10 protein-coding genes are annotated in these 14,561 nt (G+C 56.0%); 7 read left to right on the top strand and 3 right to left on the bottom strand.

The window, feature by feature from the left end; genetic code table 11:
- Nucleotides 1–72: 72 nt before the first annotated feature.
- From TX82_RS16655 to TX82_RS05645, 6 genes are all read left to right on the top strand, one after another.
- Entirely contained in the window at nucleotides 73–972 is a 900-nt protein-coding gene (locus TX82_RS16655) for a DNA/RNA non-specific endonuclease (protein WP_244875052.1), read from the top strand.
- 187 nt (nucleotides 973–1,159) lie between these two features.
- Nucleotides 1,160–2,536 (top strand): MmgE/PrpD family protein, encoded by a 1,377-nt coding sequence (locus tag TX82_RS05625; RefSeq protein ID WP_005007930.1) that lies wholly within the window; start codon nucleotides 1,160–1,162, stop codon nucleotides 2,534–2,536.
- On the top strand, nucleotides 2,533–3,381 hold the full coding sequence (locus TX82_RS05630; protein ID WP_005007932.1) for an isocitrate lyase/PEP mutase family protein: 849 nt from the start codon (nucleotides 2,533–2,535) through the stop codon (nucleotides 3,379–3,381). The genes TX82_RS05625 and TX82_RS05630 overlap by 4 nt, the downstream gene beginning before the upstream one ends.
- Nucleotides 3,371–4,567, top strand: coding sequence for a citrate/2-methylcitrate synthase (locus tag TX82_RS05635; RefSeq protein ID WP_005007933.1), 1,197 nt, complete (start codon nucleotides 3,371–3,373; stop codon nucleotides 4,565–4,567). Before TX82_RS05630 ends, TX82_RS05635 begins: the two co-directional genes overlap by 11 nt.
- Before the next feature lie 35 nt (nucleotides 4,568–4,602).
- On the top strand, nucleotides 4,603–5,856 hold the full coding sequence (locus TX82_RS05640) for a cobalamin-dependent protein (RefSeq protein ID WP_187291917.1): 1,254 nt from the start codon (nucleotides 4,603–4,605) through the stop codon (nucleotides 5,854–5,856).
- 1 nt (nucleotide 5,857) lies between these two features.
- The gene (locus TX82_RS05645) at nucleotides 5,858–7,609 is read left to right on the top strand and encodes a methylmalonyl-CoA mutase family protein (RefSeq protein WP_005007938.1); all 1,752 of its coding nucleotides are present in this window, start codon (nucleotides 5,858–5,860) and stop codon (nucleotides 7,607–7,609) included.
- Nucleotides 7,610–7,616: 7 nt separating this feature from the next.
- On the opposite strand, the gene TX82_RS05650 is transcribed toward TX82_RS05645, so the two are convergent.
- The 3 genes from TX82_RS05650 to TX82_RS05660 are packed head-to-tail and all read right to left on the bottom strand — an operon-like array spanning nucleotide 7,617 to nucleotide 12,637.
- Entirely contained in the window at nucleotides 7,617–8,786 is a 1,170-nt protein-coding gene (locus TX82_RS05650; protein ID WP_005007942.1) for a thiolase family protein, read from the bottom strand.
- Nucleotides 8,787–8,831: 45 nt separating this feature from the next.
- Nucleotides 8,832–10,742, bottom strand: a complete 1,911-nt coding sequence (locus tag TX82_RS05655) for a DUF6537 domain-containing protein (protein ID WP_144079094.1) — start codon at nucleotides 10,740–10,742, stop codon at nucleotides 8,832–8,834.
- The gene (locus tag TX82_RS05660) at nucleotides 10,712–12,637 is read right to left on the bottom strand and encodes a hypothetical protein (RefSeq protein ID WP_144079095.1); all 1,926 of its coding nucleotides are present in this window, start codon (nucleotides 12,635–12,637) and stop codon (nucleotides 10,712–10,714) included. The genes TX82_RS05655 and TX82_RS05660 overlap by 31 nt, the downstream gene beginning before the upstream one ends.
- Nucleotides 12,638–13,147: 510 nt before the next feature.
- Between TX82_RS05660 and TX82_RS05665 the strand changes: the two genes are divergently transcribed.
- On the top strand, nucleotides 13,148–14,560 hold the full coding sequence (locus TX82_RS05665) for a thiolase C-terminal domain-containing protein (RefSeq protein WP_005007956.1): 1,413 nt from the start codon (nucleotides 13,148–13,150) through the stop codon (nucleotides 14,558–14,560).
- The last annotated feature ends 1 nt before the right edge of the window (nucleotide 14,561 follow it).

A 14,561-nucleotide genomic window follows, 5' to 3' on the forward strand; every position in this document is an offset into this window, starting at 1 on the left:
GGAGAGGGTGACGCGCCCACCAAGGATGAAGAGAAGAAATACACGGAATTGCGTGATGCCGTGGCCACACTCATGGGAACCCTGAGCAGTGAGGGCGGTTCCACCGCCGAACCGACGAAAGTCAGTTACGGTGGCCTCGAACACGGACAGCTCGGAAAAAGTGCCACGGCCAACCCGCTCAGCATCAAGGGGGAAGCGGGAAGCGAACCTTCCTCGGCTGTCAACACCGACATCTGGAATGCGGTCAGCCAGCGCAAGGAGAGCGGGCGGAGTTTTTACATTCGCGGTCACTTGTTGAACGCGCGCCTGCACGGACCCGGCGACAAAAAGGAAAACATCACCCCGATCACCGAGCCAGCCAACAAGCAGCATTCCCGGGAAGCCGAGGAAAAAGTGAAGGACGTGGTGTGGAACCGCAAAGGGGATAAGGGGAAGGACGAAAATTCCGAGGGTGTGGCCGTGTATTACAAGGTGACGGCGGTGTACGACGGAGGCAACAAAACCACCGCCGACAAGCTGATCAAGGAGGTGGACACCACCGACAAATACGATTCGCAGACTGGCCGCGACACGGCGAAACACATTCTGGAGAACGAAAAGAAACTGCCCACCGCACTCAAGGTGGAAGCCTACCGTCTGGACGACAACAAGACCCCGATCAAAGTCACCGCCAGCATTCCGAGCAAAATGCCCGACGCACTTCCCGGGGTCGAAAGCGCCCGCCCCACGCCGGTGAACCTGAGCGTCGATGATGCCGCCACCATCCACGCCAATACCGACATCGGCATGGCCAAGGCGAAACTGATCGCGGCGTCGCGCGCCGCGGACGGGTATTTGTGGTGGGAATCCAAATCCGCCGCCGACGGAGGTGCGACGGACGGGAAACACACCGCCATAGAATCCATTCCCGGTATCGGATCCAAGACCATCGAAAAGCTCAAGAGCATGCCGTGGGTCAAACTGCGGAAATGAACCTTTGCCTCCCGGCGGTTAGGCCAGCGTTTTTCCTTTTCCGGACCGCCTTCTGTTTTTAAACGCCACCTTCCCTTTAGCGGCTGCAAAATATTCCCTGAAAAATCGTAAATTATGAAATGAAGTTTGACGTGCGGACCCAAAACGCAGGGCCTATATTGAACAATGTAGGCAGGAGGCTTTGCGTATGGACCGGTATGAAGATCAAATCACCCGGTACGTAACCGGGCTGACCTACGACCGCCTCTCGGAGCACGCTCTCTCTTGTGCCAAGGAGCGCTGGCTGGATAGCCTGGCCACCGCGTGGGCGGCGTACGGTTCGCCTCCCGCCGTGGGCATGCGCCGCTTCGCCACCTCGGCCTCCGCCACCCCCGGGGCGACGGTGATGGGAACGGATCATAAAGCGCCGATGGATTACGCGTCGCTTTATCTCGCGACGTTGATCCGCGCGCTCGACTGGAACGACACCTACCTCAATCGCGAACCCGCTCACCCCAGCGATAACCTGGGCGCGGTGCTGGCCGTGGCAGAAGCGGAAGGACGCACCGGACGGGACCTTCTGCTCGCCACCATTCTTACCTACGAACTGCATTGCCGGCTGTGTGACGCCGCGGCGCTACGTAGAAAAGGATGGGACCATGTCACCTACGGCTCCATTTCTTCCACCGCCGCCGCCGCGAAACTGCTTGGCCTGACAGCGGAACAGACCCGCGACGCCATCGCCATCGCCATCACCACTGGGAACTATTTGAGGCAGACGCGTATCGGCACCATCTCGCAATGGAAAGCTGCGGCGTTCGCGCAGGCGTCGCAGAACGGTGTGCGTGCGGCGTTGTACGTGAAGCATGGACTCACCGGGCCCAGCGATATTTTTACCGGCAAGCACGGATTCATCAACCAGATCACCCAGGGCGAATTCGACCTGGCACCGTGTTTTGGCGGAGAAAACCGGGAAGAGTTCAAAATTGTGGACACTTACATCAAATATTTTCCCGCCGAGTACCATTCGCAAAGCGCCATCTGGGCGGCCCTGGAACTGCGCGAGAACCTCGGTGCGGACAACGTACACAGCATCGAACGGATTCACGTCGAGACCAGTTTTCATTCGTACGAAATCATCGGCAAGGAACCGGAGAAGTGGACACCGGAAACGAAGGAGACCGCCGACCACAGCCTGCCGTACATCGTGGCGGTGGCGCTCATGGATGGCGACATCACGCTCGAACAGTTCGACTCCACGCATCTTGGCGATATGGCTCTGCAGTCATTAGTGCAAAAGGTAACGGTTTCGGAAAACAAACATTATACGGAAATGTATGGGAATTCGTTCCCCAACAAAGTCATGGTCACCATGAAAGACGGCAAGGTGTTCCAGAAGGAGGTGCTCGATCCAAAAGGACATCCCCTCAATCCGCTCAAACCGAAGGAACTTGAGAAAAAGTTCCGCGACGCGGCCCGGCCGTGGCTGAGCGTTGAGCAGCAGGACCGTGTGGTGGAGATGGTGTGGCGCATGGACAAGCTGGAAAGCCTGGAACCGCTGATGCAAGCCATGGTGTTGCCATGAAATCCCGCGCTTCGTTTCGAAACCTGCTGGCCGGCACCAAAAAACCGTTGATCCTGCCCGGTGTCTACAACGCCTTCACCGCCAAGCAGGCGGAGGCCATGAATTTTTCCGGGGTGTACCTGTCCGGAGCTGCGCTCTCCAACAGTCTGGGGGTGCCGGACGATGGGACTCTCGGTCTCGAGGAGTTCACCTGGCTGGGTCGATGGATCGTGCAGGCGGTGGACCTGCCGGTGTTGTGCGATGCCGACACGGGGTTTGACGACATCGAGGTGACGGTACGACGTTACATCGAAACCGGGTTTGCGGGCATCCAGATCGAGGACCAGGTGTTTCCAAAGCGCTGCGGTCACCTTCAGGGCAAAGAAGTGGTTCCAATCGATGAAATGGTATTCAGGTTGAAACAGGCGGTGGCGGCGCGCAATGGACTGGCGCCCGAATTCCTCATTGTGGCCCGCACGGACGCACGCGGTGCAGACAATATGGACATCGCCTGTCAACTTGACGAATGCATCGAACGCGGCAACCGATACCGCGAAGCTGGAGCGGATGTGGTCTTCCCTGAAGCGTTGAAGGATGAAGTTGAGTTTGCCCGCGTTCGAAAGGAAGTGGCGGGATCGCTTCTTGCCAACATGACCGAATTCGGTCAGACGCCGCTCATGGGTGCCCCCGAGTTCGCAAAGTTGGGATACGACCTCGTCATTTTTCCGGTGTCGCTGTTCCGTATTCATGCCGGGTGCACCAGAGGTTTTTTCTCGACCTTATCCAAAGAGGGCAGTCAGAAAAACAGGCTGTCCGAAATGATGAACCGGAAAGAAATAAACGGAATCTTGAACTATGAGCCCTAATACCGAAGTGCTGAATACAGTTGACACCGGATTGGATGGGGTGCCGGTGTGCACCTCCGACATTTCCCTGACCACGGTTGACAAGAACGGCAACCCCATTCTCCTTTACCGGGGATACAGTATTTACGATCTCATCAAGGGTCCGTTCGAGGAAACCGTGTATCTGCTCCTTTACGGAGCCCTGCCCAGTAGGGACGAGTTGCATGCGTTCAGGTACGAGTTGAATGGATATGGGCGCCTGAACCAAAAAATATTGGAGCACCTCAGGTCGTATCCGGAAAACGTGCACATGATGGACATGCTCATGACCTCCCTGTCTTTTGCGCGCATGTGGGATGCCGATTATACCAACTCCTTGTGGCAGACTCCGAAAATGGATGAAGAACTGGCTCGCCTGCTATTGAACGCGGGCGTCCGGTTGGGGGCGAAAATCCCCATGCTCATGACGGCGGGCTGGCGCATCCGAAACGGTCTGGAACCAATCGCGCCGGATCCGCATGGGTCGTTCGCAGCAAACATCCTCCGCATGCTGGGAATTCGCGAGGACCCGGAACTGGAAATGGCCCTCAACACCATCCTGATCCTGTACCTGGATCACACTATCAACTGCTCGACGTTCACGGCGCTCGTGGTCGAATCTTCAATGACCGATCCCTACACCCCACTGATCGCCGCGGGCGCACCGCTCAAGGGGGTCCGGCACGGCGGCGCAAACGAACTGGCGGCGATGATGTTTGAGGAGATCGGCACACCGGATCGCGCGGCGCACTACGTCAGGAATAAACTGAAGAGTGGGGAGCTTGTATTTGGTTTTGGCCACCGCCTCCCGCATTACAAGCACAAGAAAGAATCGCGGGTCACCATTGCGGAGCGGATCGGCCGTCCTCTGGCACAAAAAAAGGGAATGGGTCATCTGTTTGAAATTTACGACATCATAAGCCGCATCATGCTGAAGGAAAAAGACCGCGCACCCAATGCGGACCTTCCCATCTGCATTCTGCTCAAACTTTTGGGCATTCCGCGGGAACTCAACACACCGATTTTCCAGGCCAGCCGCCACTTCGGATGGCTCGCCAATATCCTCCGCCAACGCCGGGCAAAGGGACCGCTGTTTCGTCCCACGCAGGAATACACGGGCCCCGATATTGATGAAATGCGTGCCTATGTGCCTCTGGATATGCGGTGACTCGGTTGGCTTTTCTACCAGAAGGATCGATGACGATGTCATTGCCCCGCCACATGATTCGCGGATTCCTTGGGGTCAAAAGCAACGACGGCCATGACGCCCCCCTGTTGATTGTTGCCGATGCGCTGAAGCAGGGCGGCATTGAAGTCATTCTTGGCGGTTATGATCTCACAGTGGACAAGTTCGTCCAGGCGATTGTTCAGGAAGGCGTGCAGTTTGCGGGCATCAGTTCCTACAACGGCGGGCACATTCCCTTTTTCCGTGCGGTGCGCGACAGGTTGCAAGCAATTGGGCATCCACACGTTCATCTGGTGGGCGGCGGAGGGGCCACATTTCTCGATCGCGACATCAAGCTGCTGGAGAAGGAAAAAGGAATAGACAAAATTTTTCGAACAGGTGAAGGGACCAAAAGCGCGGAATTCATCCGTACTCATTACGGGTATTCCACTGTTCCGGAACGGTTGGACGACCTGCCCAAACTTGTTCAGGATGGAGAAATTTCGGCCGTTGCCCGGATTTTGAATGTGGCGGAAGAAAAAGCGTGGCTGGAGACGCTGATGGAAAAGGGTATGCGTTCCGGAAGTGAAGACCCCCTGGCGACGGATTTGGAAATTTCCGACTGGCAGGAACGAATCCGCTATTTCGGCGATTGCCTGAGTTCATTGAATGGAGCTTCATTGCAGGGCCGGGTTATCGGCATTGCAGGCCGGGGCGGGTGCGGGAAAAGCACGCTGCTCGATGAGTTGCTTCTGCGCTGGTTTTCGGACAAACGCAACGAAGAACGAAAAGTGGCGGTGATTGCCATCGACCCTTCATCGCAAAGTTCGGGGGGAGCCCTTTTGGCCGACCGCATTGCGTACATGTATGCCACCGATAAAAACTGGGTGGACACCGACCGTATTTTTATCCGAAGTGTGGCGTCGCGGGGATACGGTGAGGGACTGGCACGAGCATTGCCGGACATGATTCGGATCTTTCAATCCGCCGGATATGATGTGTTCGTCGAAACCTACGGCATCGGTCAGCCGGATGCGGGAATCGTGGACCTGGTGGACCAGTCGGTTCTGGTGACCACGCCGGACCTGGGTGGACCGTACCAGTTGATGAAGGAAGAGATGCTGAACCGTCCAGACGTGCTGGTGGTGCTGAATAAAAGCGAACTGCCCGGAGCCCGTCGCGCGCAAAGCCTGCTCCGTTCGCGCGTTTCGGAGGGCAACCTGTTTATGACTACGGCTACCGAACATCGCAATCCCGGCGTCGATGATCTGTACCGCGCCCTGGTGGAATGACATGAACGATAGTTTTCTGGAAAAGATCATTTCGGCTAATAAAAGGTATCAGGAGCGTGTTGAAGACTCCGTGCACTGCGCAAAGTCGGATCCGGAATACCAGCAGGAACTGCTCAAGCTCTGGAATGACAAGGCCGGTCGCGTTCAAAACCACGTTCTCCCAAACGGAACCTCAATTCCTCTCATCGCCCTACCGGAGATCGACCACCCGGTGCAGGTAGCACGCTACCAGGGGGAATGGGGATTTCCCGGAGAGTTTCCCTTTGGCCTTTCCATTTACCCGCAGGCCTTTTTAATTGTCGAAGGAAAGCGTGGTCATGAGGAACCCACCCGTCTGTTCGCAGGACTGGGCTCGCCGGAGATGACCAACGAGCGCTTTCATTATATTGTCAGTGGTCAGCAATCAAAGCGCCTGAGCACCGCTTTCGACACGAACACCCTGCTTGGTCGAGGCTCCGACGACCCGGACTATTTTTACGACATCGGTGAAGGGGGAGTGTCGGTTTGCACCTATGAAGATGTAAAAACCCTGTACCAGGGATTTCTCAAGGAAGATGTCAGCATTTCCATGACCATCAACGGACCGTCGCTATGGGTGACCGCGGCGCGGTTGAAGGCGGCGCAGGAAGCAGGGCTGGATTTGAAACAGGTTCGTGGAACGTCTCAGACCGACCCCTGCAAGGAAGATGACGCCCAGAACGAGCTTTTGTTTCCTCTGGATAAGTCCATTTGTCTGGCCATGGACATGTTCGAGTGGTGCCTGGAGAACGCACCGATGTATTACCCGATCAATGTCAGTGGATACCATATCGAGCAGAAGGGGGCGACGCCGATCCAGCAGGCGGCGTTCACACTGGCAAACGGATTTGTGTATGTGGAGGAGGCATTGAAACGGGGCCTCGACATCAATCATGTCGGAAGGCGTCTCCCGTTTTTCTTCACCTCCGGGACGGATTTCGAATACATTGCTTTGCTGAGCGCCGCGCGGCGGTTCTGGGCTGTGGCCATGCGGGACGTGTACGGAGCAAAAGATCCTTCCGCCCAGAAACTCAAGGCCCATATTCAAACGTCCGGGCGCAGTCTGCACGAAAGGGAATACCTGAACAACATCACCCGAACCGCACTGGAATTGTTTTACGCATTGTTGAATTATCCTCAAGCCCTTCACAGCAACTCTTACGACGAACCGTTCACCATTCCCACGGAGAAGAGCGTGCGCATTGCTTCCGATGCGCAGGCGATTCTTTTGGAAGAGATGGGAGGATTCAAGGACATGATGGGATTTTTGAGTGACAGCTCCGGTCGCTATCAAGCATACCGGACGGTTCTTGGTGGAATTCTGGATTATTTTAGGCAAATTAACGATCTGGGAGGGGTCCTGGAGGCCAAGGCGGAAGGGTTTTTTCGTGACGAGATCTCACGTTCATCTGCGCGTTACGAAGAACAGCTGGAAAGCGGACGGCGTAGAATTGTTGCCGTCAACTGTTATCCAAGAAGTGAGGAGGAGAGGCCGAACGTGGAACGCACGGAAATATCGAATGCCCTGAAACGCGAACGCGCTCAGAAAGTGAAACGGTTCAAGAAAAATCGCAACCCGCTCCATGTGCGGGAAAGCCTTCGCCGACTGAAGGAAACCGCAAGCAAAGGTGGGAATGTGTTTGCGGTTACCCTGGACACCGTGAAGGAAGTCACGCTTGACGAGTGGACCCGCGCTTTGCAGGAAGTGTACGGTCTGTACCGCCGAAAGCTTTGATACCAGTTCAAGCCACCCTTTCGATACCGAGAGCCACCGCCTCCCCTCCACCCAGGCAGATGGCGGCCACACCTTTTTTAAGATTGCGGGCCTGTAGCGCATACAGCAGAGTGACCAGCAGGCGGGCACCGGAAGCCCCAATAGGATGCCCCAGCCCCACCGCGCCGCCGTTCACATTCACTTTTTCCCGGTCCAGGTGAAGGGCATCGCAGACGGCAAGCATGGCAACGGAAAATGCCTCATTGATCTCGAACAGGTCGATGTCCTCGATGCGGGCCGGCCACCCTTTCAGTAACTGTGTGATGGCTTCAATGGGAGCGACAGGAAAATGAACCGGATCGGTGGAAAACGTTGCCTGACCCGTGATCCGCGCCAGGGGTTGAAGTTTGGGGTCCTCGCTTCCGATTATGAGGGCCGCTGCACCATCGTTGATTTTCGAAGCGTTGCCCGCAGTGATGCACCCGGTGTCCTTCTTAAACGCAGGTGGTAAATTGGGCAAACGTTCCAGGTCGTTGGCGAAAGGCTGTTCGTCCTTGTCGATTACTACTGTACCGTTTTTGCTTTCGATGGGAATGCCGACGATTTCGTGAGAAAACCGGCAGTTCTCCTGCGCTTCCCGCGCCCGGCGGTAGCTTTCGAGCGCGTAGTCGTCCTGGGCTTTTCTGCTGTACCTTTGAGAGAGTTGTTCCGCAATCTCCCCCATATGGCATTGGCCGAAGCTGTCCCATAGCCCGTCGAGGATGAGACTGTCCAGCACCTGAATGTGGCCGAGCTTGTGCCCCTGCCTGGAATTCGGAAGCAGGTGCGGAGCCAGGCTCATGTTTTCCATACCGCCCGCGACGATGAAATCGGCGCGGCCGAGGCGGATGGCGTCGTCCGCCAGCATCACGGCCTTCAATCCCGAGCCGCACACCTTGTTGATGGTGATCGCACCGACCTTGGAAGGCAAGCCGGCATGGATTGCCGCCTGCCGGGCCGGGGCCTGTCCAAGTCCCGCGGAAACCACGTTGCCCATAATGACCTCACCGATCGCTTCCGGCTTCACACCACTTCGTGCCACGGCTTCCCGGATTGCCGCTGCACCCAATCGAGTTGCGGGTACCTTGCTTAGCGCGCCACCCACTTTTCCAATCGGGGTACGCGCCGCTCCATAAATGTAAGTGTTATCGGATTTCATGAGTCGCTCGCTTTATGCGTCCAAATTTACTGGCGCATCGGGGTTTCATCCCGGGGTGTGGAATGCTTCCGCGGTTCTTTTCTCCGTCCATGCTTCGGTGCTTTTCAGCGGTGCCGCGGAGAAGGTTTGGAGCATTATTTGGTACTTCTCACGCCACATGGATTCCGCCTGCTCGGTATGGATCTCCTTGACCAGTTCATAACCGCTGGCTTTTGCTGGGTAGGCTGCCGCTTCGCAGGCGGTGTGGTAGTTCTTTTCATTCAAAAGAGGAATGAGTGACAGCATGCGGCGTCGATATAGACCAATAGCCTTGCGCTCGTGCTTTCTCAGGTCGCTGAACAGATGAAACACATCCAGCTTCGTTCCACGCAAGAACTTGAAGTATCGAAGGAGTTTTAGCGACCACGGCGGGAATTCCCATTTCCCGTCTTCCTCAAATCGTTTCCGGATGTAACTCCAGTCGCGAAGAAGTGGAATTTGTTCGAAAATCGGCGGTCTCAACTGGAAACGGATGCGCTCTATTTCACCGGGGGCATACATGCAGAAGATCCGTTCCAGTTCCTCAGGCCGCGTCAGGAGATCCGCAACCCGGTACTCGTCTTTGTATGTCATCAATTGATAAAGATGGTCGGCGACGGACCGTGTGAAACTCAGGTTGCGGTCCGGAAAGCAGGCCGAATCGAAGCGGTAAATTTCTTCGGCAAAGTCAACGAATTGTTGCGCGTAATTTCCATTCTGAAAGCGAAACAGTTCGTACACCTCCCGTGCAAACTTGGATCGGAATTCACTTTCAAAGGGGAACTTGCGCGCCAGGGTTTCGAAATGAACTCGTTGCCAGAAGGGAAGGTTCCTTTTGAATCCGCGAATTCGTTCTTCCAGGGTTTGGGGCTTGGAAAAGGCCAGGGAAAAAACCCGTTCCGGATCGATGGCGTACAGGCGGCCAAAACGGAATGCAAGCAGATTGATCTCCACTTGCACATTGTTTTTTCGGATGCCTTCCTCAATGCTTTCCGGATCGTCCACCGGAAAATTTTCAATACTCTGGAACGCGATCCCCAGCAGGAACAGGTTGGTGGGCTTGTGGTCCATGAACAGGGATTCCACGATATCCGTGGCATTGACATAAATATTCCGATCCGCATCGGTGAAGGAATCGATTATGCCGCGCAGGGATTCCACAGAAGGATACTCCGTCTTTCCGACAATCATGGGCATGGTCGGTACCTTGGCGGTATTGATGATGGCCCGGGTTTTGTCCGGGGAAGCCGCATTCAGGTTTTCCGGATTGACGGCCCCGATCAGGTCCGAACAGATATACAGGTCGGCTCCTCCCGCCTCGATTTTAAATCCTTCGCGTAAATCCTGCCCTGGGTAGGCGATCTTCAGGTTGTTGCGAACCTCACCGCCTTTCTGGGAAAGGCCGGTATCGTCTTCTTTCACGATATTCCTCCCTTCCCGGGTGGCGGCGCGGGCGAGAATTTCATAAGCCGTCATCAATCCCCAGCCGCCAATTCCCACCGAAAACACCTCGTACACTTTTCCGGTGGCGGCCCGGCGGAAGGGTTTGGGAAGATCGGAGACGGGCTTTTGCAGTTTTCCCAGACCCGGTGTTTTGAAGGGTATCCCGGAACGTGTGTACACTTTCACGTAAGATGGACAGTCTCCCTTGGTGCAGGCCATGTCCTGAATGCAGGAAAATTGGTGGATTCTGACTTTAGGCCCAAACTCGGTATCAACCTTCCACACCGAACTGCACTTCGCCTCGACACCGCAGTCGCCGCAGTCTTCGCAGACTTCCGGATTGACGTGCACCCGGTAACGCGGCGCCAGCTCTTCATTTCGCCGGCGCTCCCGGATTTTCTCAATGCCACATTTTTGCACGTACCAGATCACGCTCAGACCCGGCTTTTTGGAAAACTCTTCTTTCACGCGAAGCGTTTCAGATTTTGGGTACACGTCGATGCCGTACCGTTTTTGAAATGGCGGAACTCTTCCGGCGCTTCCGCCACAACTGCGATGTGCTCGATGCCTTCGCGTTGAATGTTGACAATCGCCGTTTCTGGATCGTCCTGCCCGACGGGACGCTGGCCGCCCGTCATGGCGACGACGCTGTTGTCCACGTAAAGAAGGGTCTGGTTGGTGTCGTCGATGCCGTAATGCTTTTTAAGATGCCGGATGGCGTCGCGGATGAAATTGATGTTGAGCCGCGCTGAGTGGAAATAGGTTCCGTCACCACAACCCTGGTCGGCGTGGACCCGGTAGCTGAAGGCCGAAGCGCCCATCCAGAGCAGGCCTTCACTTTCCATCGGACCCACCACCACCGAGCGGTTGCTGGCCAGCGAGTCGATGATCGACATGGTGGAACAGCCGATGCCGATGCCCATGAGGTGTTTGGGTGAAATTTCAATGGTGACGGAATTGCCGTCGAGGTCGTGTGAATGAACCGTGGTTTTGTCAACCGTGCCCTCCCGCAGGTGGTGTCCCGCTATTTCCAGTGCGGTTCGGTGCTGGCAACCGGAGCAGTAGGCGGGGGGCCGCTTGATCTGGATGGGCAGGTCCAGTTCCGCAAATCGGCGGCGTTCGTTCAATACGGTTTCCAGCTTTCTATCCCGAAAAACCGATTTTTCAGCAAGGCGCGGACCCAAAATTTGGGCGATTTTATCGGAATCAAGGTTTCCATTCGCCGGAAACAGCGTCACGCCGTTTTCGTCCTGCTTGCCGACAATGACAGGCCGTCCCCTGTCGTTGTACAGAGCATTTTTGATGTGCGATTCATAGAACGACCGTTTTTCTTCGATGACAATCAGTTCCTTTTTGCCACGGGCGAATTCACGAAGTGATGTCATGTCGGCGGGCCAGGTGATGAGCGGTTTGAAAATCTCGACTTCGTTGTCGGAGATATTCAATTCCTTGAGTGCACCTAACAGATCGTAATAACTTTTTCCGGTGGCGATGATGCCGAAATCCGATTTCAACTCGCGGTTGTACCATTGGTCTAAACCGAAGAGGCGCGAAATTTCCGAGACCATCGGCAGTTTGGAGTACAGCAGTTCGGATTCATTGACCAGCACGCTGGGTGGCAATAACACGGGACTGAAATGCCGCGTGTAATCTTTATTCTTTTCCAGGAAGTCCAGGAACTTTTCGGCCAGTTCGAGGTCTTCGTCCGGGTTCAGCAAAAATTCCTGCGATCCGTCGCAGACGTAGGTTTCCAGTTTCAGGTTGATGGCGAGTCCCGAAAGCATGGATACGAGCATGATTCGCTTGCCGGCCTCCAGAATTTCACGGACGTTTCCGGGGTAGGCGGTCGGAATGTGGTTGGCGTAATGGATGAGGTCGGTCTGGTGCGGCGTGGTGCTGCTTTTGCTCGAGTGGTCATCGCCGCTGATGAAATACGCGGAACAGAACTTGTCGATCCCTGCCATCTGCATGTGATCCTGCACATCGGCGATTCGGCGAACGCCCGGTCCCTTGCCGTACCACGCGCCGATGACACCGTCTACCTTGGACGGTCCGAAAAGGCGGTGGATTTGGCTGCCCCACATCATGTTGGCCCCGGCTTCTTCGTTGCCCCCGGGTACGTGAAGAATGTGCCAGTCTTTAAGGAGCGAATAAACCTTCCGCAGATTGATGTCGAGCCCACCCAGGGGGCTGCCTTCGTAGCCGGAGATGAAGTAGGCGAACCGTTTTTCCGGATAAATTGTCTGGAGCAGGCGCAGGTTGTCGAAGTTCAACCGCACCAGGGCCTGAATTCCTGTCAGGTGAATTGGGCCTTCCGTTGTCAGGTAACGCTCTTCTTCAAGGGACAACTGTTTTCGCCGGGTTCGCCGGGTTCGATCCGTTTCGCCCAAGGGTTGGAAAGAATTCTCCTTGTTCCCGGATCTGGAACGAATCTTCATAACCTTCTCCTTTGAGGTCGACAAGTCGAACTTACCGCCACCCCATTCCCAAGGGGTGCCGGTCGCCACTGATGATAAGGCGGTGTCAGGCTACCTCCGAATCGGTGAACTCCTCATTCCCCTCAAAGAACTCGAACAGCGATAACTGCACTCATAATTAAAATTAGGCCTGGGAACAGCGATTCGCCAACCTTTTTAACCCGTCCCTTTAACTGAATTACCGCGAGTTAAATAGTTAAGGGAAAGGAAATTTTCAAAAATAGGGCCGAAACGCAATGTTTCCCAGGCACCCGGAAAGGTTTTATCAAACCCCCAACGCTTTATTCAAATTGAGATTCGGAAATTGGGTCTCCAGCCGTTTGGTTGCCCGGAGATTCAACAGCCATTTAAAGTGTGCGCAGTTTCGTTGAAAACTTTCTGGGTGGGCACCATATTAATTCAAGAATGTATGGAGGTACGACCATGGCCGGATCTTTACAGCGCAATGTGGTGCTCGTTTCCGGAGGCAAGGTGGATCATTTCGCCAAAGCCAACCCGGACCTGATGTTTTATGAAATGACCATGCAGGCGGTCCGGGAAGCCGTGACCGACCTCGGTCTCAAACCGAAAGAGTTCCGCTCCCTGCTCAAAGAACGCGGCGGGGTGGTGATCACTCACTTCGCCGATCACTTTGCCGGACAGTTGCTGGGCGAGGCCTTGACGCGCGACTACCTGGGTCTCAACCCGGTGGAGGCCTACCGCGTGGTGGGGGGCGGTGCGACGGGCGGGCTTGGCGTGCAGGCGGCGATCGAAAAGGTGGCTTCCGGACGCGCCGACATCGTGCTCGCCGTCGGGTACGAAAAGATGTCGGAGGTGGACACCTTTCAGGGGAACGAGTTCATCGCGCTGGCGTCGGACACGGTGACGGATTTCCCCAACGGTGGATTCTATCCGCTTTATTACGCGGCGATGGCACAGGCCTACCTCGACACCTTCGTCGGCAAAACCGTTTCGGCGAAAGACCTGCGTGCGGCGTTTTCCAAAATCGCGGTGCTGATGCGCAACAACGCACAGTACAACCGCCGGGCCCAGACTTCGCACGAAAACCCGTACGCGACGGCATCGACGAGCGGATTCATCACCGTCGATCAGGTGGAGCAGTCGGGCATCGTGGCCACCCCCTCTTACCGGCTGGATTGCTGTCTGATGACCGACGGGGCGTCGGCCATCATCGTTGCCACCGAGGAGTTGGCGAAAGAGTTCACCAGCAAACCGGTGCGCGTGACCGGATTGGGAAACGGCACCGACTGCATGCGTACCGGCGAGCGACCCCGTCTGCAGGGCGGGTTGGTGAAGGAAAACCTGCTTCTGCCGCACGAGTTGAACGACCCGGAACGCCGTGCCTATTACGAATCCCTGGTGTATCCCGGACTGCATTCGTTCCGGGCCGGGCGCTGGGCGGCGAAGAAGGCGTACGAGATGGCGGGCATCCACACCGATCCCCTGGAATACTTCGACCTCATCGAAATCCACGACGCGTTCGTCATCTCCGTGGTGCAGACGATGGAAGACCTGGGCATGGTGCCGTACGGCCACGCCTGCCACCTGTTCAACGAACTTCCGGTCAAAGACGGCAAGGTGCCGATCAACCCGAAGGTCGGCGGCGAACGCGGCCTTTATGTGAATCCGTCGGGTGGATTGATCGGGCAGTTGCACGGCGTCGGCGCAACCGGCAACACGCAGGCGGTGGATGTGCTCTGGCAGATGCAGGGCCGCATCGAAGAGAAGTACGGCCATGCGGAGACGCAGGTACCGAACGTGGAGCGGGCATTGTTTCACAGCCATGCCGGAACGGGAAGCGACATCACGGTGACGACCGTGGAGAAAGGATGGTAGC

This window comes from Nitrospina gracilis 3/211 (assembly GCF_000341545.2).
GTDB lineage: Bacteria > Nitrospinota > Nitrospinia > Nitrospinales > Nitrospinaceae > Nitrospina > Nitrospina gracilis.